The organism is Amycolatopsis sp. NPDC088138, assembly GCF_044741685.1.
Taxonomy (GTDB): domain Bacteria; phylum Actinomycetota; class Actinomycetes; order Mycobacteriales; family Pseudonocardiaceae; genus Amycolatopsis.
Window position 1 is genome coordinate 245,466 of record NZ_JBIUTB010000005.1, and the last position, 22,331, is coordinate 267,796.

The 22,331-nt window shown below is 71.8% G+C and carries 23 protein-coding genes; 14 read left to right on the forward strand and 9 right to left on the reverse strand.

Annotated features, from left to right (window positions below):
• Positions 1-5 precede the first annotated feature (5 nt).
• On the forward strand, positions 6-536 hold the full coding sequence (locus ACIOD2_RS27645; protein ID WP_400543953.1) for a GNAT family N-acetyltransferase: 531 nt from the start codon (positions 6-8) through the stop codon (positions 534-536).
• Positions 533-1,651, forward strand: coding sequence for an amidohydrolase family protein (locus tag ACIOD2_RS27650; protein ID WP_400543956.1), 1,119 nt, complete (start codon positions 533-535; stop codon positions 1,649-1,651). The genes ACIOD2_RS27645 and ACIOD2_RS27650 overlap by 4 nt, the downstream gene beginning before the upstream one ends.
• A 26-nt stretch (positions 1,652-1,677) precedes the next feature.
• On the opposite strand, the gene ACIOD2_RS27655 is transcribed toward ACIOD2_RS27650, so the two are convergent.
• Positions 1,678-2,529, reverse strand: coding sequence for a helix-turn-helix domain-containing protein (locus ACIOD2_RS27655; protein WP_392774548.1), 852 nt, complete (start codon positions 2,527-2,529; stop codon positions 1,678-1,680).
• A 170-nt stretch (positions 2,530-2,699) separates the two neighbouring features.
• Between ACIOD2_RS27655 and ACIOD2_RS27660 the strand changes: the two genes are divergently transcribed.
• Together ACIOD2_RS27660 and ACIOD2_RS27665 are read left to right on the forward strand one after the other, a co-directional pair.
• Positions 2,700-3,638, forward strand: a complete 939-nt coding sequence (locus tag ACIOD2_RS27660; protein WP_400543959.1) for a DUF4037 domain-containing protein — start codon at positions 2,700-2,702, stop codon at positions 3,636-3,638.
• Positions 3,631-4,314 (forward strand): YoaK family protein, encoded by a 684-nt coding sequence (locus ACIOD2_RS27665; protein ID WP_400543962.1) that lies wholly within the window; start codon positions 3,631-3,633, stop codon positions 4,312-4,314. Before ACIOD2_RS27660 ends, ACIOD2_RS27665 begins: the two co-directional genes overlap by 8 nt.
• A gap of 756 nt (positions 4,315-5,070) precedes the next feature.
• Here the strand turns inward: ACIOD2_RS27665 and ACIOD2_RS27670 are convergent.
• The 5 genes from ACIOD2_RS27670 to ACIOD2_RS27690 form a co-directional block, all read right to left on the reverse strand.
• The gene (locus ACIOD2_RS27670) at positions 5,071-5,808 is read right to left on the reverse strand and encodes an SDR family NAD(P)-dependent oxidoreductase (protein WP_400543965.1); all 738 of its coding nucleotides are present in this window, start codon (positions 5,806-5,808) and stop codon (positions 5,071-5,073) included.
• Between the two features lie 110 nt (positions 5,809-5,918).
• Positions 5,919-6,827, reverse strand: a complete 909-nt coding sequence (locus ACIOD2_RS27675) for an amino acid ABC transporter permease (protein WP_400543968.1) — start codon at positions 6,825-6,827, stop codon at positions 5,919-5,921.
• A complete protein-coding gene (locus tag ACIOD2_RS27680) occupies positions 6,824-7,510 on the reverse strand; it encodes an amino acid ABC transporter permease (protein WP_400543971.1) in 687 nt (228 codons plus the stop codon). Before ACIOD2_RS27680 ends, ACIOD2_RS27675 begins: the two co-directional genes overlap by 4 nt.
• 75 nt (positions 7,511-7,585) lie before the next feature.
• Entirely contained in the window at positions 7,586-8,440 is an 855-nt protein-coding gene (locus ACIOD2_RS27685) for a glutamate ABC transporter substrate-binding protein (RefSeq protein ID WP_400543974.1), read from the reverse strand.
• A 65-nt stretch (positions 8,441-8,505) separates the two neighbouring features.
• Positions 8,506-9,234, reverse strand: coding sequence for an amino acid ABC transporter ATP-binding protein (locus ACIOD2_RS27690; RefSeq protein WP_400546124.1), 729 nt, complete (start codon positions 9,232-9,234; stop codon positions 8,506-8,508).
• Between the two features lie 304 nt (positions 9,235-9,538).
• Here ACIOD2_RS27690 and ACIOD2_RS27695 point away from each other — a divergent pair, with 304 nt between their 5' ends.
• Entirely contained in the window at positions 9,539-10,216 is a 678-nt protein-coding gene (locus ACIOD2_RS27695) for a response regulator transcription factor (protein ID WP_400543977.1), read from the forward strand.
• A gap of 3 nt (positions 10,217-10,219) precedes the next feature.
• Positions 10,220-11,617: a sensor histidine kinase gene (locus tag ACIOD2_RS27700; RefSeq protein WP_400543980.1), complete on the forward strand. Its 1,398-nt coding sequence runs from the start codon at positions 10,220-10,222 to the stop codon at positions 11,615-11,617.
• 4 nt (positions 11,618-11,621) lie between these two features.
• Here the strand turns inward: ACIOD2_RS27700 and ACIOD2_RS27705 are convergent, their stop codons facing one another.
• The gene (locus ACIOD2_RS27705; RefSeq protein ID WP_400543983.1) at positions 11,622-12,557 is read right to left on the reverse strand and encodes a TAXI family TRAP transporter solute-binding subunit; all 936 of its coding nucleotides are present in this window, start codon (positions 12,555-12,557) and stop codon (positions 11,622-11,624) included.
• Positions 12,558-12,693: 136 nt separating this feature from the next.
• Between ACIOD2_RS27705 and ACIOD2_RS27710 the strand changes: the two genes are divergently transcribed.
• Together ACIOD2_RS27710 and ACIOD2_RS27715 are read left to right on the forward strand one after the other, a co-directional pair.
• A complete protein-coding gene (locus ACIOD2_RS27710; protein ID WP_400543986.1) occupies positions 12,694-13,401 on the forward strand; it encodes an SDR family NAD(P)-dependent oxidoreductase in 708 nt (235 codons plus the stop codon).
• Positions 13,398-13,973 carry a TetR/AcrR family transcriptional regulator gene (locus ACIOD2_RS27715; RefSeq protein WP_400543989.1) on the forward strand — a complete coding sequence of 192 codons (576 nt, stop codon included), beginning with the start codon at positions 13,398-13,400 and terminating at the stop codon, positions 13,971-13,973. Before ACIOD2_RS27710 ends, ACIOD2_RS27715 begins: the two co-directional genes overlap by 4 nt.
• Positions 13,974-14,220: 247 nt before the next feature.
• Here ACIOD2_RS27715 and ACIOD2_RS27720 read toward each other — a convergent pair whose 3' ends face one another.
• On the reverse strand, positions 14,221-15,711 hold the full coding sequence (locus tag ACIOD2_RS27720) for a phosphodiester glycosidase family protein (protein ID WP_400543992.1): 1,491 nt from the start codon (positions 15,709-15,711) through the stop codon (positions 14,221-14,223).
• 70 nt (positions 15,712-15,781) lie between these two features.
• On the opposite strand from ACIOD2_RS27720, the gene ACIOD2_RS27725 reads away from it, so the two are divergent.
• From ACIOD2_RS27725 to ACIOD2_RS27740, 4 genes are all read left to right on the forward strand, one after another.
• Entirely contained in the window at positions 15,782-16,105 is a 324-nt protein-coding gene (locus ACIOD2_RS27725; protein ID WP_400543995.1) for a hypothetical protein, read from the forward strand.
• Positions 16,106-16,216: 111 nt separating this feature from the next.
• Positions 16,217-16,915 carry a hypothetical protein gene (locus tag ACIOD2_RS27730; RefSeq protein WP_400543998.1) on the forward strand — a complete coding sequence of 233 codons (699 nt, stop codon included), beginning with the start codon at positions 16,217-16,219 and terminating at the stop codon, positions 16,913-16,915.
• Positions 16,916-16,921: 6 nt separating this feature from the next.
• Entirely contained in the window at positions 16,922-18,415 is a 1,494-nt protein-coding gene (gene miaB, locus ACIOD2_RS27735; RefSeq protein ID WP_400544000.1) for a tRNA (N6-isopentenyl adenosine(37)-C2)-methylthiotransferase MiaB, read from the forward strand.
• Positions 18,412-18,885 carry a hypothetical protein gene (locus ACIOD2_RS27740; RefSeq protein ID WP_400544003.1) on the forward strand — a complete coding sequence of 158 codons (474 nt, stop codon included), beginning with the start codon at positions 18,412-18,414 and terminating at the stop codon, positions 18,883-18,885. Before miaB ends, ACIOD2_RS27740 begins: the two co-directional genes overlap by 4 nt.
• Before the next feature lie 127 nt (positions 18,886-19,012).
• On the opposite strand, the gene ACIOD2_RS27745 is transcribed toward ACIOD2_RS27740, so the two are convergent.
• Complete coding sequence (locus ACIOD2_RS27745; RefSeq protein WP_400544006.1) at positions 19,013-20,326, reverse strand: DUF349 domain-containing protein; 1,314 nt, start codon at positions 20,324-20,326, stop codon at positions 19,013-19,015.
• Between the two features lie 219 nt (positions 20,327-20,545).
• Here ACIOD2_RS27745 and miaA point away from each other — a divergent pair, with 219 nt between their 5' ends.
• Positions 20,546-21,472, forward strand: coding sequence for a tRNA (adenosine(37)-N6)-dimethylallyltransferase MiaA (miaA, locus tag ACIOD2_RS27750; protein WP_400544009.1), 927 nt, complete (start codon positions 20,546-20,548; stop codon positions 21,470-21,472).
• Between the two features lie 9 nt (positions 21,473-21,481).
• Positions 21,482-22,312 (forward strand): diaminopimelate epimerase, encoded by an 831-nt coding sequence (gene dapF, locus ACIOD2_RS27755; protein WP_400544012.1) that lies wholly within the window; start codon positions 21,482-21,484, stop codon positions 22,310-22,312.
• Positions 22,313-22,331 lie beyond the last annotated feature (19 nt).

Genomic DNA, 22,331 nt, shown 5'->3' on the forward strand with positions numbered 1-22,331 from the left:
GGGGCATGGAGATCGAACTGCTGCCCCCGTCCGCGGCCGGCGACCTGGCCCTGATCGACCGGATCACCGCGCTGGTCAACCAGGTCTACGCCGAGTCCGAGAAGGGGCTGTGGCAGGGGAGCACCGACCGGACGTCCGCCGGCGAGGTGGCCGGGTTCGTGCGGGCGGGGGAGATCGCGGTCGCACGGGCCGACGGTGACTTCGCCGGTTCGGTGCGGGTCCAGCGGCTCGACGAGTCCACCGGCGAGTTCGGGATGCTCGCGGCGGACCCGGCCCGGCGGGGTGCCGGCATCGGCCGGGAGCTGGTGCGGTTCGCCGAGCGGGCGAGCCGGGACGCGGGCTGCCGCCGGATGCAGCTCGAACTGCTTGTGCCACGTGAGTGGACGCATCCGTCGAAGCAGTTCCTCGCCGAGTGGTACGACCGCCTCGGCTACCGCGTGACCCACCGCGCCGACCTCGCGCAGGACTACCCGCACCTCGCGCCGTCGCTGGCCACACCGTGCGATTTCCTCGTCTACCACAAGGAACTCTCGTGACGCTGCTCGCCGGCGCGCGGGTGCTCGACCCCGAAACCGGGGAGACGACCCGCGCGGACGTCCGGCTCGAGGGTGACCGGATCACCGAGGTCGGCCCGGGGCTCGACGGCGACGGGCGGGTCGACTGCGCGGGCGGGCTGCTGATCCCCGGGCTCATCGACTGCCACGTGCACGTCGCGTTCCCGCGGCCCGAGCCGCTGCCGCGCAGCGCCCGGATCCTCGAAGCCGTGCCGGTGCTGCGCGGGCTGCTCGCCCGCGGGATCACCACCGTCCGCGACGCCTGGGGCGCCGACGCCGGCCTCAAGCACGCCCTGCGCGAAGGCTGGATCACCGGCCCGGACGTGCTGGTCAGCCTGCGCCAGCTCGGCCCGACCGGCGGCCTCGGGGACAGCTGGGAGCCGGCCGCCGGAGCCGTCGACCACTACGGCGACCCGTCGCTGCCGGACCCGGTGTTCGACGGGCCGGACGCGGCCCGCGCGGCCGTCCGCCGGATGGTGCGCGCCGGGGCGGACTGGATCAAGCTCGGCGCGAGCGGCGCGATGCGGGCGGTCCGCGAGGGCGTGGACGTCCGCCCGACCGACGAGGAGCTCGTCGCGCTGGTCGACGAGGCTCGCCGGTGCGGGCGGGACGTCATGGCCCACGCGCACACGTCCGCCGCCGTGGTGTCGGCGGCCCGCGCGGGGGCGCGGAGCATCGAGCACGGCACCTTCCTGGACGACGAATCCGTTGCCGCGCTGGGGAAAACCTGGTACGTGCCGACGTTGTCGCCGATCAGCGGCAGCGAGTTCGCCCCGGACCACCGCCGGTCGGTGCACCTCGCCGCCGAGGCGGGTGTCCGCATCGCCGCGGGTTCGGACCTCGCCCCGCGCCCCCATGTCGACTTGACGACCGAGCTGCGGTTGCTGGCCGCGGTCCTCGGCGACGCGGTGGCCTTGAAGGCGGCCACCAGCGAGGCGGCGAGGCTGCTGCGCCTCGACGGCGACCGCGGCCGCATCGAGCCCGGGTTGCGGGCCGACCTGGTGCTGCTCGACGGCACGGACCTCGACGTGACCGACCTGCCGGGTCGGGTCCGGACGGTCTGGCACGACGGAAAGGCTGTCGGCGCACGGGAATGATGGGGAAGGGGCGGGGCCGCGTGTGGTCAGCCGGTCATGAGATCGAACTCCTCGGTCAGCCGGATGAGGAACTCCCGGGACTCCCGTTCGGACAGTGCCACCTGCTCCAGGCGGGTGCGCAGGACGTAGAACGCTTCGACCGCGACCCGGTCGTCGACGAACAGGCCCGCGGCGAAGCTTTCCTCGTAGGCCACCGCGGGGTGTTCGGCGAACTCCATGATCGTGAACCGGCTGCCGATCAGGTGGTAGGGCGGCGCCGAAGCGGGCACGACCCGGATGGTGCAGTGGGGCAGGTTGGTGGCGAGCACGAGGGACTGCAGCTGTTCGTGCATCAGGGCCGGGTCGCGCAGGATCGAGCGCAGGGTGTGTTCGTAGACGAAGTACAGGCAGTCGGGCGGGTTCGTCCGCTGCAGCAGCTCCTGCCGGTCCCTTCTCGCCTGGATCAGCAGCTGGAGCCGGTCGGTGGTGTACCGGCCGGACATCTCGTAGAGGGTGCGGACGTAGTCCTCGGTCTGGAGCATGCCGGGCAGCGCCGTCGGGCTGTTCGAGATCACCCGGGTCGCGAGGTTCTCCTGGACGATGAGGGACTTCGCGGGATCGACGAGCTCGCTGAAGTACGGCCGCACCCAGTACCGGTCGCTCGGGGGTTTCGTCAGTTCCAGCAACCTGTTCCGTTCCGGGGCCTTGGTTCCGCAGTTGGCCAGGTAGATCGCCGCGTCGATCGGGGAGATGCGGCGGCCGTTCTCCCAGCCGGACACCTTCGACGCAGACCAGTCCGCGCGCCGGGCCAGCTCGCGAAGCGACATCTGTTTCGCTTCGCGCTGGGTCTTCAACTCGATGCCCATCTCCCGTGTGCGCACCGTGCTCTTTTCGGTCATGCTCGCACGCTAAAGGCAACCACCGACAAAATGCCGCGTGCCGCGCGGGGATTCACCGGAAGGGATGTGAGTGTTCTGCCTGTGTGACAACAGGTTCCGCCCGCGAAGCGCTGCGAAGCAGCTTCGCACAATGAAGCGCGCTTCGCACGTTAGTAAGTCAGAATGGCCATATGACGTTCATTTCCGGAATCGAACTCTCGCGCCGGTTCTACACGGCCGTGGTGCGCCCGCTGGTCGACGGCGAGCCCCACAGCGCCGCTCTGCTCGGCCCCGGCTCCGAGGTCCTCGGCTTCGACACGGAACGCTCGGCCGACCACGACTGGACCGCGCGCGTCCAGCTGTTCCTGCCCCGCGTCCGCGAGGTTCCGGTGCCGGGCACGTTCCTCGGCCACCCGGCGAAGCTGATCGTCGCGACGCTCGGCGACTGGACGCGCGGCACGCTCGGCTTCGACCCGCGACGGCCGGAGCGCCGTGACTGGCTCGCCACCCCGACCCAGGTCTTCGCCGAGTTCACCGGCGGCGCGGTGTTCCACGACGACCTCGGGCTGGAAGCGCTGCGGCGGAACGTCGCCTGGTACCCGGACGACGTCTGGCGGTACGTCCTCGCGTGCCAGTGGCGGCGGATCGAACAGGAGGAGCCGTTCGTCGGGCGGTGCGGGGAAGCCGGCGACGAACTGGGCTCGGCCGTCGTCGCGGCGCGGCTCGTGCGGGACCTGATGCGGCTGTGCCTGCTGATGGCGCGCCGGTACCCGCCGTACAGCAAGTGGCTCGGCAGCGCCTTCGCGCGGCTGCCGGTCGCCGGGACGCTCACGCCGTCGCTCACCGCGGCGCTCGCCTCGACGACCTGGCGGGAGCGGGAGCGGCACCTCGTGACGGCGTACGAGACCGTCGCGGAGGCCCACAACGCGCTCGGGCTCACCGCGCCGATCGAGCCGCGCGTGAGCACGTTCTTCGACCGGCCGTTCCGGGTGATCCACGCGGGGCGGTTCGCGTCGGCGCTGTCCGGCGGTTCGTCACCCATCGGGGCGATCGACCAGTTCGTGGACAGCACCGACGCGCTCGGCGACCGCGCGTTCACGCGCCGGGTGGTTGACTGCCCGCATGGCTGAGACGAAACCGCGGGACCTGGCGGTGCTGCTGCTGACGCTGACCGTCGTGACCGGGGTGGTCGACGCGGTCAGCTTCCTCGGGCTGGGCCGCGTGTTCGTGGCGAACATGACCGGCAACGTCGTGTTCCTCGGGTTCGCGGCGGCGGGCGAGACGACGCTGTCGGTGGTGGCGTCGCTGACGGCCGTCGCGGCGTTCCTGCTGGGCGCGCTCGCCGGCGGGCGGCTGGCCCGCGTCGAGGAGGACCACGGCGTGCTGCGGAAGGCGACGGCCGTCCAGGCGCTGCTGGTCGCGGTGGCGGTCGTGCTGTCGGCGACGCTGGGCAGCGGCACGCGGCTGGGCAGCGAGCTGCTGATCGTGGTGCTGGGCGTGGCGATGGGCCTGCAGAACGCGGCGGTCCGCCGCATCGGCGCCCCGGACCTGACGACCACGGTGCTCACGATGACGCTGACGGGCTTCGCGGCGGACTCGAAGGCCGCGGGTGGTCAGGGGTCGCACCCGCTGCGGAAGGTGGTCGCGGTGGCGGCGATGCTGGTGGGCGCTTTCGCGGGCGGGATGCTGCAGCTGCACGTCGCGATGTGGTCGGCGCTGACGCTGGCCCTGGTGCTGGTCCTCGGCGTGCTGGTGGTGCTGCAGGTCAATCGGCCGCGCGATCGACCGGCAGCCGCTGATCGGTGATGAGTCGCTTGGCCGGGTGGTGGAAGCGGGTGTGGCCCGGGCTGTGTTTGGTGGGCGGCGGGTCAGCCGAGGGCGCGGCTGCGGTGGGTTTGGCTGCCGCTGTCTGGTGATGGGCTGCTTGGTTGGGTGGTGGAAGTGGTTGCGGCGCACGCTGGGTTTGCTGGGTCGTGGGGTTGCGGGAGGCCAACTGGGCGCTTGGCTACGGTGGGTTCGGCTGCCGCTGTCTGGTGACTGGGCTGCTTGGTTGGGTGTGGAAGCGGTTGTGGGCCACGTTGTGTTTGCGGGGTCTGCGGGGTTGTGGCGGTCTGCCGAGGGCGTGGCCGTGGTGGGCCGGTAGCCGCTGATCGGTGACTGTGCTGCTTGGCCGGGTGGTGGAGCGTTTGTGGGCCACGTTGTGTTTGCGGGGTCTGCGGGGTTGTGGCGGTCTGCCGAGGGCGCGGCTGCGGTGGGCCGGTAGCCGCTGATCGGTGACTGAGCTGCTTGGCCGGGTGGTGGAGCGTTTGTGGGCCACACTGTGTCTGCAGGGTCTGCGGCGGGTCTGCCGAGGCGCGGCTGCGGTGGGCTTGGCAGCCGCTGCTCGGTGATGAGCTGGGTGGTGGAAGCGGGTGTGGCTCACGCAGGGTTTGCAGGGTCCGCGGGGCTGCGCCCGGTCAGCTGAGCGCGCGGCTGCGGTGGGCTTGGTAGTCGCTGTCTGGTGATGAGCCGGGTGGTGGAAGCGGATGCGGCGCACGCTGTATTTGCAGGGGCTGTGCCACGTCAGCCGAGCGCGCGGCCGCCGTCCACTCGCAGCCGCTGGCCGGTGATGAAGCCCGCGTCCTTCGAGGCGAAGAAGCTCACTGCCGCGGCCACGTCGTCCGGGTTGCCCAGGTGACCCATCGGGACGCCGGCCAGGTAGGCCGCGCGTTCGGCTTCCGGGACGTTCGCGTGCCGTTCCACCGGGATGAAACCCGGCGCGACCGTGTTGACCGTGATGCCGTCCGGGGCGAGCTCGCGCGCCCACGCGCGGGCCAAGCCCACCTGGGCCGCCTTCGCCGTCGCGTACGCCGAGCGGCCGACCGGCGGGCGGTCCGCCTGCTCCGAATCGACGTGCACGATCCGGCCGTGGCCGCGGGATCGCATCCCCGGCAGCACCGCGTGGCCGAGCAGCACCGGCGAGCGCACGAAGAAATCCAGCTCGGCCAGGTGATCCGGCCAGTCCACTTCGGACACCAGGCCGTCCGGCTGCGGGCCGGTCGCGTTGAGGACCAGGACCTCGATCGGGCCCAGCAGCGCCGTCACCCCGTCGACCAGCTCGCCGACCTGGCGCCGGTCGGTCACGTCGGCGGCGAAGGCGGCGGCCTTGCCACCCTCGGCGAGGACCTCGTCGGCGGCGACCTCGAGGTCCGGGTCGTCGTGCAGCGCGTTCACCGCCACCGCGAACCCGTCGCGGGCCAGCCGCCGCGCGATCACCCGGCCGAGCCCCCGGGAACTTCCGGTCACCAGTGCGACACCCATGCGCCCGACGCTAGGGGTGACCCCCGAGTACGACAACCCTCGATGGGGTGGACGAAAAAAGCGGGCAGGCGCGAAAGTTCCGCACCTGCCCGCTTCCGGTGATCGGAGGATCAGGCCGAGCTGTTGCCGGTGGCGAAGTCGGTCGCCGCCGTCACCGCCGCCGGCGGCTGGTCCATCGGCTTGGCGCCGCGCGGGGCCTTCTTGCGCCGCGACAGCTTCCGCTCCAGCCACGAGGCGAACCACGACAGGAGCAGGTTGAGCGTGATGAAGATGATCGCGATGACGATGAGCGTCGGGATCGTGTTGTTGAAGTTGCCGGTGATCGGCCCGGAGCCGCGGATCAGCTCGTCGTAGCCGATCGTCAGCTGCCCGGCGAGCGCGGTGTCCTTGAGGATGACCACCAGCTGGCTGACCAGCGCCGGCAGCATCAGCGTGACGGCCTGGGGGAGCAGGATGCTGACCATCGTCTGGGTCTTGCGCAGGCCCAGCGCCGACGACGCCTCCGTCTGCCCCTTCGGCAGCGACAGGATCCCGGCCCGGAACACCTCCGCCATCACCGAGGCGTTGTAGAGCACCAGGCCCGTGACGGCCGCGAACAGCGGACGGCTGTCCGAGTCGATGCTGGTGTAGTAGGCGTACAACGACGCCCCGAACACCATCAGCAGCAGCACCGGGATGGCCCGGAAGAACTCGACCACGGCGCCGACCGGGATCCGCACCCACCGGTGCTCGGACAGCCGGCCGATGCCCAGCAGGGCGCCGATCGGCAGCGCGATCACGATGGACAGGGCGGCCGCTTCGAGCGTCTTGACCAGGCCCGGCAGCAGGAACTGGGTCCAGGTCGACCCTTCGACGAACGGCTTCCAGAGCGCGCCCGCCCACTGGCCCTTCTCGTTGAAGCGGTCGTAGACGAAGTACGCCACGGCCAGCAGGACCAGCACGAACAGCACCGAGTAGAGCCAGTTGCGGGTGCGGGCCTTCGGGCCGGGGACGTCGTAGAGGACGGACTGCGTGCTCATCGCTTGACCTCGGCTTTCTTGGCGACCCAGCCGAGCAGCAGGCCGAGTGGCAGTACCAGCGCGACGAACACCAGGGCGAACAGGATGAAGACGTAGAACAGGGAGTCGGACTCGTTCTCCACCATCGTGGACATCAGCAGCGACGCCTCCGCGACACCGATCACCGAGGCGACGGTGGTGTTCTTCAGCAGGGCGATCAGGACGTTCGCCAGCGGCGCGATCACCGCGCGGAACGCCTGGGGCAGCACGATCAGGCTCAGCACCTGCACGAAGTTGAGGCCCAGCGCCCGCGCCGCCTCGGCCTGGCCGACCGGGACGGTGTTGATGCCCGACCGCAGCGATTCGCACACGAAGGTCGCGGTGTAGACGATGAAGCCCAGCACGGCCAGCCGGAACGCGTTGTCGGCCAGCGAGGTGGGCGAGTCGGCGGGGGCCAGGTTGATGCCCAGCGTGGAGGACAGGCCCAGCGACGTGAAGATGATGATCACGGTCAGCGGGGTGTTCCGGAAGATGTTCACGTACACCGTGGCGAAGCCGCGCATGATCGGTACCGGGCTGACGCGCATGCCCACGAGGATGGTGCCCCAGATCAGCGCGCCGATCGCCGAGAAGAACGTCAGCTGGATCGTCGTCCAGAACGCGTCGACGAGGTTGTAGTCAGGATTGCTGAGGAAATCGAACACTGTTGTCCAACCTGGCCTCGGAACGGGGAACGGTGCGCCGCGGCTCGCGGCGCACCGTTCAACTGCGGATTCGGGTCAGGGCGCGATCGTCGGCACGGCCGGGATCTTGTAGCCCGACGGGCCGACGTTCGTCTCCAGCGACTTCTGCCAGGAACCGTCCTGCTCCATGGCCTGGATCGCCTTGTTGACGGCGGCCTTGCCGTCCGCGTCGTCCTTCTTCAGGCCGACGCCGTAGTTCTCGTCGGAGAAGCCCTTGCCGACCAGCTTCAGCTTGCCGGGCTGCTGTGCGGCGTAACCGGCGAGGATCACGTCGTCGGTGGTCATCGCGTCGACGGTGCCGTTGAGGAGCGCGGTCACGCAGTCGGTGTACTTGCCGACCTCCTGCAGCTGGACGTCCTTGGCGTACTTCGTCTTGACGTTCTGCGCCGGGGTCGAGCCCTTGACCGAGCAGAGCTTCTTGTTGCCGGTCAGCGACTCGGGGCCGGTGATGTCGGTGTTGTCCGACCGCACCAGCAGGTCCTGGTGGGCGATGAAGTAGGGGCCGCCGAAGGAGACGTCGTTCTTGCGCTTGTCGGTGATCGAGTAGGTGGCGACGATGAAGTCGACCTCACCCTTCTTGATCAGGTCCTCGCGCTGCGCGGACTGCGCTTCCTTCCAGGTGATCCCCGACTCTTCCACGCCGAGCTGCTTCGCGATGTACTTCGCGACGTCGACGTCGAAGCCGGCGTAGGTGCCGTCCGGCTTCTTCAGGCCGAGGCCCGGCTGGTCGAACTTGATGCCGATGGTCAGCTTCTTGTTGTCCTTGGCCCGCTGGACCAGGTTCTTGTCGCCGCTCGCGCCGCTGCTGCCGGACCCGCCGCCGCAGGCCGCCAGGGCCAGACCGGCGGCCATGACGACCGCACCCGTCTGCAGAACTCGACTAAACCGCATCGTCTCTCAGGTTCCTTCCGAATCTCGTCCGGCTTCGGGCCGGAGGAAAGCACTCAGTGTGTTTCTCAGTGGGTGAGGATCTTGCCGAGGAAGTCCTTCGCGCGCTCGCTCTTCGGCGCGGAGAAGAACTCTTCCGGCGTCGTGTCCTCGACGATCTCGCCGTCGGCCATGAAGATCACCCGATCGGCTGCCCGGCGGGCGAAGCCCATCTCGTGCGTGACGACCAGCATGGTCATGCCGTCCTTGGCCAGGCCCGTCATCACGTCGAGGACCTCCTGGACCATTTCCGGGTCCAGCGCCGAGGTCGGCTCGTCGAACAGCATGACCTTGGGCCGCATGGCCAGCGCCCGCGCGATGGCGACGCGCTGCTGCTGGCCGCCCGAGAGCTGCGCCGGGTACTTGTCGGCCTGGTTGGCGATCCCGACGCGCTCCAGCAGCTCCATCGCCGTCTTGCGGGCTTCGTCCTTCGAGGCCTTGCGGACCTTCGTCGGCGCCAGCATCACGTTCTCGACGATGGTCTTGTGCGCGAACAGGTTGAACGACTGGAACACCATGCCGACGTCGGCGCGCAGGGCGGCCAGCGCCTTGCCCTCCGCCGGCAGCGGCGTGCCGTCGACGGCGATCTCACCCGAGTTGATGGGCTCGAGCCGGTTGATCGCCCGGCAGAGCGTCGACTTGCCGGACCCGGACGGGCCCAGCACCACCACGACCTGGCCGCGAGGTACCTCGAGCGTGATCTCCCTGAGCACGTGCAGGTCGCCGAAGTACTTGTTCACGGCGGACGCCTTGATCATCGGCGCCGCCACGTCCGCGGTCATCTGGCCTCCAGAGCTGTTCGTACCGGCAAGTGGGTGTGGGTCACCACGCGATGGCGGAAACCTACCGTTGCCGTACCGGTTGGCAAGGCTGCTTGAGCAATACTTAGGGTTTCAAGTGGGTATCGATGTCCTTTTGGCGAGTATTGATGCCTTTGTGACCTCCGTCGAGCCGAAATCACGGACAGTCACCATCCGGGTGTCCGGTGCGGCCGCCGCGGCGACGTCCTAGAGTTCTTCGCTACCGGCTGGGGTGAAGCAGGTCACGCGGAGGGCGGACGGGGTGCGGGTGCTGCTGGTGGAGGACGACGACCGGGTCGCGGGTGCGCTCATCCCGGCGCTGACCCGGCGCGGCCTGGCGATCGCGCGGCTCGCGTCCGGGGCCGGCGTGCTGGACCGGGTGCACGAGGTCGACGTCATCCTGCTCGACCTGGGGCTGCCGGACATCGACGGCGTGACGCTCTGCCGCCAGATCCGCGCGGTCAGCGACGTCGCGATCATCGTGGTCTCGGCCCGCGGGGAGGTCGACGACCGGATCCAGGGCCTGCGCGCGGGCGCCGACGACTACCTCGTCAAGCCCTACGACGTCGAAGAGCTGATGGCCCGGGTCGAGGCGGTGCGCCGCCGCCGCGGCGAGCACCTCGCGCCCGCCGAGCCGGTGGTGATCCGGGTCGGGGACGTCAGCGTCGACCTGTCCCGGCACGAGGTGCTGGTCGACGGGCAGGCGATCGCGTTGTCCCGCAAGGAGTTCCAGGTGCTCGCCCTGGTGGCCGGCGCGCGCGGCAACGTCTGTTCGCGCGAGCACGTGCTCACCGAGGTGTGGGGGCACCGGGGGCCCGCGGAGAGCCGGTCGCTCGACGTCCACGTCGCGACGCTGCGGACCAAGCTCGGCCGCCCGGCGCTGATCGAGACGGTCCGCGGGGTCGGCTACCGCCTCGGCGGCCAGGCCGCCCGGAGCTGACGGGTGCGCGTCCGGCTGCAGGGCATCGTGCTGACGCTGGTGGCGTTGCTGGTCTTCGGCCTCGGCATCCCGCTCGCCACGACGATCGCCTCGGGCGCGCAGCAGGACCTCTTCCTCGACCGGCTCACCGACACCGCGCGGTTCGCGTCGCTGGCCCAGCGCCCGCTGCTGGACAACAAGCCGCAGCTGCTCGATCCCGACCTGCGCCGCTACACCGAGGTGTACGGCGTGCAGGTGGTCGTCTTCGACCAGGACGGCAACGCGGTCGACACCGTGCCCGGCCCGGGCGCCGCGCGGATCGACGTCCGGGCCGCGCGGATCACCGGCCCGGTCCACGACGCGCTCGCCGGCCGCCGGTCGCAGCCCGGCGGGATGCTGATGCCGTGGGACACCGAGCCGCTGGTGCTGGCCGAGCCGGTGCTCGCCGACGGCGAGGTGCGCGGCGCGGTGGTGACGATCTCGGACACCACGGCCGCGCGCACCGACGTGCTGTGGTGGTTCCTGGTGCTGACCGCGGGCGGCGTGCTCGCGTTCGTGCTGGCCCTGGCGGTGGCGATCCCGGTGGTCCGGTGGATCCTGCGCCCGGTGAAGCGGCTCGACGACGCGACCGGCGCGCTGGTCGCGTCCGTGGTCAGCGGGCGGGCCGCCGAGCCGGTGGGGGAGGGCGGCGGACCGCCGGAGCTGCGTCAGCTCGGCCGGTCCTTCGACCGGATGGCCGAGAGCGTGTCCGGGGCGCTGGAGGCGCAGCGGGTGTTCGTCGCCGACGCGTCGCACCAGCTGCGCAACCCGTTGACCGCGCTCAAGATCCGGCTCGGGAACCTCGAAGGCCACGTCGAAGACGAGGCCGCGGCTTCGGACCTCGAAGCCGCCCGGATCGACGCCGGCCGGCTGCACCAGATCCTCGACGGCCTGCTGTCGATGGCCCGCGCCGAGGCCTCCGGTGGCGAACTGGACCCCCTCGACCTCGCCGAGGCCGTCGCCGAGCGCGTCGCCGACTGGTCGGTCGTCGGCGAGGCGCGGGACGTGCGGCTGGTCGTCGACGTGACCGGCGACGACGTCCGCGTGCGGATGCCGCCGCGCGGCGCCGAGACGATCCTCGACGCGCTGCTGGACAACGCGCTGAAGTTCACCGCCGCCGGTACCGAGATCCGGATCGTCGTCGCCCGCGAAGGCGGTGAGGTCACGTTGTCGGTCCGCGACCACGGCCCCGGCCTGCGGCCCGACGAGCTCGACCGGGCGCTCGACCGGTTCTGGCGCAGCAGCGCCCACCAGAACGTGCCCGGGTCCGGGCTCGGCCTGGCGATCGTCAGCGAGATCGTCGCGCACTCCTACGGGAAGCTGGCCCTCGACCTGCCCGACGGCGGCGGCCTCCGGATCACGATGACCTTCCCGGTGGCCTGACCCGTCAGTCCTTTTGCGACCGGTAGTAGCGCAGCGCGCCGGGGTGCAGCGGGATCGGCTGCGTCTCGATGCCCGGGTGGACGTCGATCGACAACGCCGCCGGGTTGGCCCGCGCGAGCTCCGCGCGGGCGGCGAACAGGCCGCGGACCAGCGCTTCGGCGACGTCGTCGGGCATCGACCGGGGCACCACGAGGAAGTTCGGCACCAGCAGCGTCGTGACGGGCCCGGTCTGGTTGTACGTGCTCGCCGGGATGGACGCGGTGCCGTAGACCTGGTTGATCTCCTGCATCTTCGGCATCAGGTCGGCGATGTCGAGCAGGCGCAGCGACCGCGTGTCGTTGCGCTCGGCGATCGCCGGTGTCGGCAGCCCGCCGGACCAGAAGAACGCGTCGACGTCGCCGTCCAGCAGCGCCTTGACCGAGTTGTCGAGCCCGCGGGTGGTGGTGCTGACCGAGCCGTTCAGGCCGGCGGCCTTGAGCAGCTGGCTGGCGATGTACTCGACGCCGGAGGCGGGGGACCCGATCGCGATCCGCTTCCCGCGCAGCTGCGCGACGGAGCGGATCTCGGAGTCGGTGCGCACGACGATGTGCAGGTAGTCGTCGTGGATCCGGGCGAGCGTCGCCAGCCCCGGGTTCTGCTTGTAGTTGTCGGCGGCCACGTCGGCGGCGACGAACCCGACGTCGGCGGCACCGGCCAGGACCTTGTTGACGTTGTCGGGCGAGCCCTGGGTCTGCAGCACCTCGGGCCGGTCGATGTCGAGGCCGGACTGCCAGGCCGTGGCGAGGGTCTGCGCGAGCTTGTCGTAGACCCCGTTGGCGTTGCCGGCGGCGATCCGCAGCCGCAGGCCGGCGAAGCCGGACGAACACCCGGTCAGCAGCGCGGCGAACGTGAGCAGGGCGCCGAGCATCGCGAGCGCGCGCATCCGCCGGGTCCGGGCCACGGCCCGATCGTGCCAGACTCCGCGGCCCGTGGTCGCGATGCGCTGGTCTCCCTGTGAAGTAACTAACCATTGACTTACTTCTTCGGCCGGAGCTACCTTGTAACTATCCAGTTAGATATGGGATGGAGCGGAAGCCATGACAACCACACTGGTCACCGGCGCGAACAAGGGCATCGGCTACGAGACGGCACGCCAGCTCATCGCCGCCGGCCACACCGTGTACGTCGGCGCGCGCGACGCCGAACGCGGCCGCGCCGCCGCCGAACAGCTGGGCGCGCGGTTCGTGCAGCTCGACGTCACCGACGACGCGTCGGTGGCCGCGGCGGCCGGGACCGTCGAGGCCGGCGGGGGACTGGACGTCCTCGTGAACAACGCCGGTGTCGAGGGCCGGACGTCCGACGGCGGGGTGATCGGCGCCGCCGACGTGACCGCCGATCAGCTGCGGGACCTGTACGAGACCAACGTGTTCGGGATCGTCCGGGTCACCGGCGCGTTCCTGCCGCTGCTGCGGCGCTCCGCCAACCCGGTGGTGGTCAACGTCAGCAGCGGCCTGGCCCGGACCGCGGACCTGGCGGACCCGGCCTCGTTCACGCACTTCTACCAGGGTGTCGCGTACCCGTCGTCCAAGGCCGCGCTGAACATGGTCACCGTGCAGTACGCCAAGGCGTTCCCGGAGATGCGGATCAACGCCGTTGACCCCGGGTACACGAAGACCGATCTCAACCACAACACCGGTTTCCAGACGGTCGAGCAAGGTGCCGAAGCGACCGTCCGGCTCGCCCAGGCCGGCCCGGACGGCCCGACGGGCGGGTTCTTCGCCGCCTCGGGCCCGGTGGCGTGGTGACCCAGCCTCGTCCCCGCGACGCCGCGGCCACGAAGGCGCTCCTGCTCGACGCGGCGACGGCGGAGTTCGCCGAGCACGGCCCGGCCGGCGCGCGGATCGACCGGATCGCCGAGCGCGCCGGGGCGAACAAGCGGCTGATCTACGTCTACTTCGGCGACAAGAACCAGCTGTTCGACGCGGTGGTGGAAGAAGAGGCGCGAGCCGTCTTCGAAGCGGCGCCGATGGCCGACGGCGACCTCAACGCCTTCGCCGCCGCCAGGTACGACCACATGCTGGCCAACACGGCCTCCCGGCGGCTGGCCACGTGGCGCACGCTCGAGCGGATCGAGCCCTCCGCCGCCGAGGTCGACCGGTTCCGGGCGCGCGTCGACGCGGTCGCGGCGGCGCAGCGCGACGGGCGGGTCCGCGGAGATCTTCCGGCGGCCGATCTCTTTGCGATCGTGCTGCGCATGACCGAGAGCTGGCTGAGCGCGCCCCCGGCGCTGATCGCGGCGGCCGGGCCGGAGTCGCGGGTGGGCGAGCACCGGGCGGCGCTGCTGGAGGCCGTGCGCGGCGTTGTCGACCCGCGTTAGCGCGGCGGGCGGCTCCCGGCGGCCGACCTGTTCGCGATCATGCTGCGCTGTGACGGAATGCTGGCTGAGCGCTGATCGCGCCGCCGGGCCGGAGTCACGGGTGGGCGAGCATCGGTCGGCGCTGTTGGAAGCTGTGCGCGGTGTTGTCGAGCCACGTTAGCGTGACGGACGGATGCGCTTCCGGCGGCCGACCTGTTCGCGATCCTGCTGTGTATAGCGGGATGCCGGGCGGCGTTGTCGGCCCGCGTCAGCGCGGCACCACCAGCACGGCGTCGCCGACCGGGCGCTCGCCGGTCGCGTCGGAGGGGGAGCTGACCAGCCGGCCGTCGATCGCCATGGCCGTCGAGCCGCCGCCGTCGAGGTTGATCGCGGTCACCGCGCCCAGCCGCGCCATCAGCTGTGCGCCTTCCAGCAGTGAAAGCCCCTCGCTGTACCCGGGCTGGCGCCCGTCGGCCGCGACGATCAGCAGCCGCCCGCTGCGGTCGAGGCCGACCATCGTCCGCGGGTTGCGCTTGACGCCCCAGCCGTACACGAACGACGGGTCGCCGGGGTGCACGACGCCGTCCGCCGCCGCGTCCACCGCGATCCGGCCGTCGCGGACCAGCCACGGGCCGCCGTTGACCACACCGGCCGGGTGGATCGGGCGGGCGCCGTCGAAGATCCGCGTGCCGACGGGCAGCCGCGCACCCGGCCGCGCGTGCGCGGTCAGCCACGTCGCGGCCGAGCCGACGCCCTGCACGGTGTGCCCGCCCGCGGGCACGGCACCGCCGGGCGCCCGGACCGCGGTGACGACGTCGTGGGCGTCCAGCACGGCTTCGACCCCGTCACCGGCGGGGGTGGGCGTGCCGAGCTGCGGGGTGAACAGCACCAGGTCGTCCGGGTGCGTGCAGGTCGTGTCCTGCTGCGGCCGGTCGGTCGGGACGGTCCCGGGCTCGCCGCAGTTGCGGACCAGGCCGGGTTTGCGGTTCACGCCGTCGACGCGCCGGTCGCCGACGGTCAGCACGGTCCGCGGCACCCCGATCGACGGCCGTTGCCCGAGCAGCAGCGCGGGCCGCCCGGCCGTGGCTTCGCTCTGCAGGAGGCCTTGGTAGACACCGGCACCCGCCGGCTCACCGGGGATGCCGTCGCGCGGGTCGATGACGAAGAAGCCGCCGTTGACGCCGACGAGCGCCCCGGCCGCGGCCGACAACGCCGACGTCGTACGCCGTCCGGCCACCGATTCGCCGTGCGACGCCACGACCTGCCCGCCGAACCGCCGCGGGTCGACGATCGCGACCCGCACGTGCTGCGGTCCCCGCGCCTGCGGCCCGTCCTGCCCGGTCCACTCGGCGGCGGCGGTGAACCCGTTGGCGGACATGGCTTTCACCGTCGCGGCGGCGGTCGCCTGGTCTGCGAAGGAGCCGACCCGCACCCGCCAGCCGAGCGCGCCGCGCGGGGTGTCGGCGAAAGCCGGCCAGTCGACCTGCTCGGCACGCGCCGCGAAACCCTTGCCGCGCAAGGCGGTCACGAGCGCGTCGGCGTGCTCCCGGGTGCCGAGCGCGGACGGCGGCGCGTCCGGGTCGGGGCTGGAGCCGCCGGGCACCTGCACGGTGGCCGTCCAGGTGTTGTGGCCGGTGCCTTCGCCGGACACGGTGGTCCGGACCGTGACGCCGGGCGCGAGCGCCCCGCTTTCGGCCGAGGCCGGCGTGGCCAGGGTGACGGTGAGCACGGCGGACAGCAGCAGGGCCTGAGTCTTCACGGCAGGCAACGTACCCGGCCGGGGTGGCTTCCTCCCGAATTCGCGGTGTACGACCCTCCATACTGGGAGGATGAGCGAGCCGATCCCCCTCTTCCCGGTCCCGCCCATCGACCCCGCGCGCTTCGCGGAAGAGCAGCACCGCCTGTTCACCGGCATGCGCCTGCACATCGGCCGGTCCGGCGTCGCCCACCGGGTCAGCTGGGTGCCGTGGCTCAACAGCCTGACCCTCCCGGCGCCGGCGTGCCACCAGGGCTGGTCGGGCCTGGGCGCGGGCGGCGAGGTCACCCCGACCCACCAGGGGGTCAGCTGCCGCAAGTGCCTCCGCCTGGGCGGGGAACCGGAGGACCCGGACCAGCGGACGCTCTTCGCCCTGCCCGGCGAGGAGCAGGGGTAGCCCGAACTCCGCAGGGCCGGGCGAGGGGCAGCGCCTGATGCCGCCCGTCCGAGCTGTCGTTGACGGCGGTGGTGCAGCCGCGGCACGAGGTCCGGGGTGTCCTCCTCGCCGGTGAGGCTCTTCCAGGCCGCCGACGTCGGGTCGGCGCCGCGCGCGGTGAGTTCCTCGAGTTTCGTGTACGACCGCGCGGAGGAGACGGGAGCGGGCACCCGCGTCGAGTACCGAGCATCCGGCGCGGCGCCGTGCCCGGGTACCGTGCGAGGCGTGGCCCAGGTGTTCATCCAGCCTTCCTACGGCACTCCGGAAGCCCGCCGGTACGGCGCGGAAACCCTGGAGCGGACCGTCGCCATCGGCGAGCACGCCGACCTGCTGGACCCGGCCGACCTCGCCCGCCTCAACGCCGTGCATCCGGGCGGGCACGCCCGGTTCTGGGGCGCCAAGGACAAGTACGACCGCCGGATGGACACCGTCACCACCGGCGACGTCGTGCTCCTCACCGGCGGCAAGCGCGTGCGCGCCACCGCCGAGGTGGGGCACGGTTTCCGGAACCCCGCGTTCGCCCGGCGGCTCTGGCGCCCCGGCCCCGGCAAGTGCTTGTGGAGCAACGTCTACAGCCTGCGCCGTTACCGGTCCGTGGAGCTGCCGTACGAGGCGATCTGGGCCCTGCCCGGCTTCACCGAGGGCGACAACTTCATGGGCCTGCGTTTCCTCGACGAACCGAAGTCGGCCGCGGTGATCGAGCTGCTCGGCTCCCAGGGCCGGGGCGGGATGCCCGGGCGGCCGCCGCACCCGAACCCGGGGTTACCCTGAACGGCGATGACCGAGACACAGGCACCCAGGGCGTACCAGATCCGCACCTTCGGCTGCCAGATGAACGTCCACGACTCCGAGCGCCTCGCGGGGCAGCTCGAAGAGGCCGGGTACGTGCCCGTCGGCGAGGACGGCAAGCCCGACCTCATCGTGTTCAACACCTGCGCCGTCCGGGAGAACGCGGACAACAAGCTGTACGGCACCCTCGGGCACCTGCGGCCGGACAAGACCGCGAACCCGGACCTGCAGATCGCCGTCGGCGGGTGCCTGGCGCAGAAGGACCGCGGGGAGATCGTCAAGCGGGCGCCCTGGGTCGACGTCGTGTTCGGGACGCACAACATCGGTTCGCTGCCGACGCTGCTGGAGCGCGCGCGGCACAACGCCGAGGCCGAGGTCGAGATCCTCGAATCCCTCGAGACGTTCCCCTCGACGCTGCCCGCGCGCCGCGAATCGTCCTACGCGAGCTGGGTGTCCGTTTCGGTCGGCTGCAACAACACCTGCACCTTCTGCATCGTGCCCGCGTTGCGCGGCAAGGAACGCGACCGGCGGCCGGGCGAGATCCTCGCCGAGGTCGAGGCGCTCGTCGCCGAGGGCGTGCTCGAGGTCACCCTGCTCGGCCAGAACGTGAACTCCTACGGCGTCGAGTTCGGTGACAGGCAGGCGTTCGGCAAGCTGCTGCGCGCCTGCGGCGGGATCGACGGCCTGGAGCGCGTCCGGTTCACCTCGCCGCACCCGGCCGCGTTCACCTCCGACGTCATCGACGCGATGGCCGAGACCCCGAACGTCTGCCACCAGCTGCACATGCCGCTGCAGTCCGGGTCCGACCGGGTGCTGCGCGAGATGAAGCGGTCCTACCGCTCCACGCGCTACCTGAAGATCCTCGACGAGGTCCGCGCGGCGATGCCCGACGCGGCCATCACCACCGACATCATCGTCGGCTTCCCCGGCGAGACCGAGGAGGACTTCCAGGCGACGCTGGACGTCGTGGCGCAGTCCCGCTTCTCGAGCGCGTTCACCTTCCAGTACTCGAAGCGCCCGGGCACCCCGGCCGCGACGATGGACGGCCAGCTGCCCAAGGAGGTCGTCCAGGAACGCTACGAGCGCCTGGTCGAGCTGCAGAACGCGATCTCCTGGGACGAGAACAAGAAGATCGTCGGCCGCCGGGTCGAGCTGCTCGTCGCCGACGGCGAGGGCCGCAAGGACGCCGCGACGCACCGGATGAGCGGCCGCGGCCGCGACGGGCGGCTGGTGCACTTCGCGCCGACCGGCCCGGCGGTGGACCGCGGCGTGCGCCCCGGCGACGTCGTCGAGACGGTCGTCACCTACAGCGCGCCGCACCACATGGTCGCCGACGGCGACCTGATCTCCCACCGGCGGACACGCGCCGGTGACAACGCCGAGGCGGGGCTGCGGCCCAAGACCAACGGCGTCACGCTGGGCCTGCCGGGCTTCGGTGCCCCGGCGGCCCGGCCCGAACCGGTGAGCGGGTGTGCGTTGTGACGGAACCCCAGAAGGCCGGCGAGCTCGACGAGCTGGCCGCCGAGATCGACGAGGTGGGGCAGCAGGCGTCCCGCACGGTCGAGCTCGGCCGTCGCGGGTTCACCATCGCGGTGTTCACGTTCGTGCTGCTCGGCTGCCTGCTGCTGCCCTGGGTCGGCGACCACGCCGGCTGGCAGGTGCTGGCCGGCGAGGGCGGCGGCATCCCGCAGCTGTTCGCCGCGACGTCGACCGGCATCGGCGTCCTCGCGTCCGCGCTCGCGCTGGTGACGCGCCGGTGGTGGCTGGCCTGGGTGTGCGCCGCCGGGGGCTGGTTCGCCTCGGTGGACGGGCTGCTGGCCATCTGGTCGCAGCAGTCGTCCCACGCCAGCGGCACCGCCGGCGGCGGTCCCGGGATCGGCCTGATCCTCGCCTGGATCGCGATGATCTGCCTCGCCGTCCAGTGGATGCGCACGGCCTTCTCGCGCTCCTAGAGCACCTACGATCCCGATCAGGCCGAGGTAAAGGTCGGATGACCGTCCCCTTGCCCGAAAGCCGTGAATGGCCCATTGAGGGACTTCAAGTCCCTCAATGGGCCATTCACGGCTTTGTAGAACGACCTCAGCGGTCGGCGACGGCCGCCTCCGCGGCCTGCAGCCACTCGCGCCACTGGGCGGCCTGGTCGTCGGCCTTCTTCGCGCGGCGCTCGTCGCCCGCGGCGCGGGCCTTGGCCGCCTGGGACTCGAACTGCTCGACGCGCTCGCGGAACTGCGCGGCGCGGGCCTGCGCCTCCGGGTCCGTGCGGCGCCAGCGGGAGTCCTCGGCCGACTTCACCGAGTCCTGGACGGCCTTCAGGCGGCCGTCCAGCTCGCGGATGCGCTCGCGCGGGACCTTGCCGATCTCGTCCCACTGCTCCTGGATCTTGCGCAGCGCGTTCTTGGCGGCTTCGAGGTTCGAGGCGGCGTCGATCTTCTCGGCCTCGACCAGCAGCTCCTCCTTGCGGGACGCGTTCGTCGAGAACTCGGCGTCGCGCTCGGTGAACACCGCGGACCGGCGGGCGAAGAACTTGTCCTGCGCGGCGCGGAAGCGCTGCCACAGCGCCTCGTCGCTGTCCTTCGGCGCCCGGCCGGCGGCCTTCCACTCGGTCATCAGGTCCTTGTAGCGGCCGGCGGTGTCACCCCAGTCGTCGGACTCGCTGATGGCCTCGGCCTCGGCGATGAGCTCTTCCTTGCGCGTCTTGGCCGAGGCACGCTGCTTGTCGAGCTCGGCGAAGTGGGAGCCACGACGCCGGTTGAAGCCCTCGCGGGCCTTGGAGAACCGCTTCCACAGCTCGTCGTCGGTCTTGCGGTCGACGCCCTTGACCGTCTTCCACTCGTCCAGGATCGTGCGCAGCCGGTCGCCGGCCGCCTTCCACTGGGTGGAGTCGGCGGCGATCTTCTCGGCCTCTTCGGCCAGCTCCTGCTTGCGGGCGACGGCCGCGGCGCGGGCTTCCTCGCGCTCCTGCTTCGCGCTGGCCAGCGCCTTCTCGGCGTGGGCGATGACGTACTCCAGCCGCAGGCCCAGCGCGGCGAGGTCACCGACCAGGGCGGCTTCGGCGAGGCCGTCACGGAGCTGCGTGGCGTTCGACAGGGCGTGCTTCGGGTCGCCCGCGCCGGAAACCAGCCGGGTCTCCAGCAGCTCGACCTCGGTCCGGACGTCGTCGAAGCGGCGGGCGTAGTGCACCAGGCCCTCGTCGGGAGTGCCTGCCTGCCAGACCCCGACCGGACGCTCACCCTCGGCGGTGATGACGTAGACGGTGCCCTCTTCGTCGATCCGGCCCCAGGTGGTCGGGGTGGGCTCGGCGGGCGGCACGGGCGGGGCGTTGTGCCCGGTGTGCAGCGCGTGCGGCACCGGGTGCGGGGCCGGGGTACCGGTGGAAGTGTTCTCCTGGGCCATCGCAGGCTCCTTATCGCCTGTACGCCCGCTGGCGCGGGCGCCCCGCCGGTGCGGCGGGGCCGGGTAATGCGGTCGTCACGGGCCGTGCTCGGATGCTACGGCCCCCACGCGGCATTCAAGCAGCTCAGCGCGCACCGTGGTACTGGATGAGCCACTCGAAGCTCGTGATCCTACTTCCGGTGGACGCTCCGTGTCGGGACGCCGGTATCGTCAGCCGTCGTGACCAGCCCCGCCGCCGCACCCCCGATCCGCCCGGTCGCGGTGGTCGGGCCGACGGCGACCGGCAAGACCGCGCTGGCCGTGGAGCTGGCGCTGAAGCTCGGCGGCGAGGTCGTCAACGCCGACGCGCTGCAGCTCTACCGCGGCATGGACATCGGCACCGCCAAGGCCACCGGCCAGGAGCGCCGCGGTGTCCCGCACCACCTGCTCGACGTGCTGGACGTGACCGAAACGGCGTCCGTCGCGGCCTACCAGCGCGACGCCCGGGCCGAGGTCGAGCGGCTGCTGGCCGCGGGCCGGCTGCCGGTGCTGACCGGCGGGTCCGGGCTCTACGTCCAGGCGGTGCTCGACGACCTGCGCTTCCCGGGCACCGACCCGGTCGTGCGCGCCCGCCTCGACGCGGAGGCGGTTTCGCTGGGCACCCCGACCCTCTACACCCGGTTGGGTGAACGCGATCCGGCCGCCGCGGCCGCGATCCTGCCGACCAACACCCGCCGGATCGTGCGCGCGCTGGAGGTCATCGAAATCACCGGCGAGCCGTTCTCGGCGAACCTGCCGAAGCCGGGGCCCGCCCGCTACGGCACGGTCGTGATCGGCGTCGACCGGGCGCCCGAGGAGCTCGACGAGCGCGTCAACGAGCGCGTCCGGCTGATGTTCGAAGCCGGCTTGGTCGACGAGGTGCGCGGGCTGCTGGAGCGCGGGCTGCGCGACGGGAAGACGGCCTCGCGCGCGCTGGGCTACCAGCAGGTGATCACCGAGCTCGACGGCGAAGGCGACTTCGAGGCCGCCGCCGCGGCGACGGCGCAGGCCACCCGGCGCTTCGTCAGGAAGCAACGGTCCTGGTTCCGGCGCGACCAGCGGATCCACTGGTTCGACGGCGCCGAGGCCGGGCTGGCCGCACGCGTCCTGGATACCCTGGCCCGGTAACCTTTCCCCATGGGCGGAATCGAGTTCCTCAAGGGGCACGGCACGCAGAACGACTTCGTGCTGCTCCCCGACGCGGCGGGCCGCCTCGAGCTGACCGAGGCCCGGATCGCCGCGCTGTGCGACCGCCACCGCGGCCTCGGGGCAGACGGCGTGCTCCGCATCGTCCGGGCCGCCGCGCTCGAAATCGCCTCCGAGGGCGAGTGGTTCATGGACTACCGCAACGCGGACGGTTCGATCGCGGAGATGTGCGGCAACGGCGTGCGCGTGTTCGCCCGCTACCTCGTCGACTCGGGCCTCGCGGCCGAGGGCGAGTTCGTCGTCGGCACCCGGGCGGGCGACCGCCCGGTGGTGGTGCACCCGGACCGGTCGGTGACGGTCGGGATGGGCCCGGCGACGATCACCGGCACGTCGGTCACCGTGGTCGCGGGCCGGCCGTTCTCCGGCGTGGCCGTGAACGTCGGCAACCCGCACCTGGTCTCGGTGCTCGACGACACCGACGTCCGGGACCTGGACCTGCGCGACCAGCCCGACTTCGACCACGACGTCTTCCCGGACGGCGTGAACCTCGAGTTCGTCAACCGCCTCGGCGAGGGCGCGCTGCGGATGCGCGTCCACGAGCGCGGCGTGGGGGAGACCCGCGCCTGCGGCACCGGCACGGTGGCCGCGGTGGCGGCGGCCTTCCACCTGGCGGGCACGGACACCGGCGCGTCCACAGTGGACATCCCGGGCGGCCGGGTCGAGGTGACGGTCTCCCGCGGCGCGTCGACCCTGTCGGGCCCGGCGGAGATCGTGGCCCGCGGTGAGATCGACGACGCCTGGTGGGCCGCCGCCGGTTCCTGACCGGGGCAGCCCACCTCGG

Bases quoted from the DNA above. Each gene is read 5' to 3' on its own strand.
- dapF (WP_400544012.1), top strand. From the start codon at position 21,482: ATGGGCGGAATCGAGTTCCTCAAGGGGCACGGCACGCAGAACGACTTC.
- ACIOD2_RS27710 (WP_400543986.1), top strand. From the start codon at position 12,694: ATGACAACCACACTGGTCACCGGCGCGAACAAGGGCATCGGCTACGAG.
- ACIOD2_RS27675 (WP_400543968.1), bottom strand. From the start codon at position 6,827: ATGAGCACGCAGTCCGTCCTCTACGACGTCCCCGGCCCGAAGGCCCGC.
- ACIOD2_RS27745 (WP_400544006.1), bottom strand. From the start codon at position 20,326: ATGGCCCAGGAGAACACTTCCACCGGTACCCCGGCCCCGCACCCGGTG.
- ACIOD2_RS27725 (WP_400543995.1), top strand. From the start codon at position 15,782: ATGAGCGAGCCGATCCCCCTCTTCCCGGTCCCGCCCATCGACCCCGCG.
- ACIOD2_RS27665 (WP_400543962.1), top strand. From the start codon at position 3,631: ATGGCTGAGACGAAACCGCGGGACCTGGCGGTGCTGCTGCTGACGCTG.
- miaB (WP_400544000.1), top strand. From the start codon at position 16,922: ATGACCGAGACACAGGCACCCAGGGCGTACCAGATCCGCACCTTCGGC.
- ACIOD2_RS27685 (WP_400543974.1), bottom strand. From the start codon at position 8,440: ATGCGGTTTAGTCGAGTTCTGCAGACGGGTGCGGTCGTCATGGCCGCC.
- ACIOD2_RS27670 (WP_400543965.1), bottom strand. From the start codon at position 5,808: ATGGGTGTCGCACTGGTGACCGGAAGTTCCCGGGGGCTCGGCCGGGTG.
- ACIOD2_RS27690 (WP_400546124.1), bottom strand. From the start codon at position 9,234: ATGATCAAGGCGTCCGCCGTGAACAAGTACTTCGGCGACCTGCACGTG.
- ACIOD2_RS27660 (WP_400543959.1), top strand. From the start codon at position 2,700: ATGACGTTCATTTCCGGAATCGAACTCTCGCGCCGGTTCTACACGGCC.
- ACIOD2_RS27655 (WP_392774548.1), bottom strand. From the start codon at position 2,529: ATGACCGAAAAGAGCACGGTGCGCACACGGGAGATGGGCATCGAGTTG.
- ACIOD2_RS27645 (WP_400543953.1), top strand. From the start codon at position 6: ATGGAGATCGAACTGCTGCCCCCGTCCGCGGCCGGCGACCTGGCCCTG.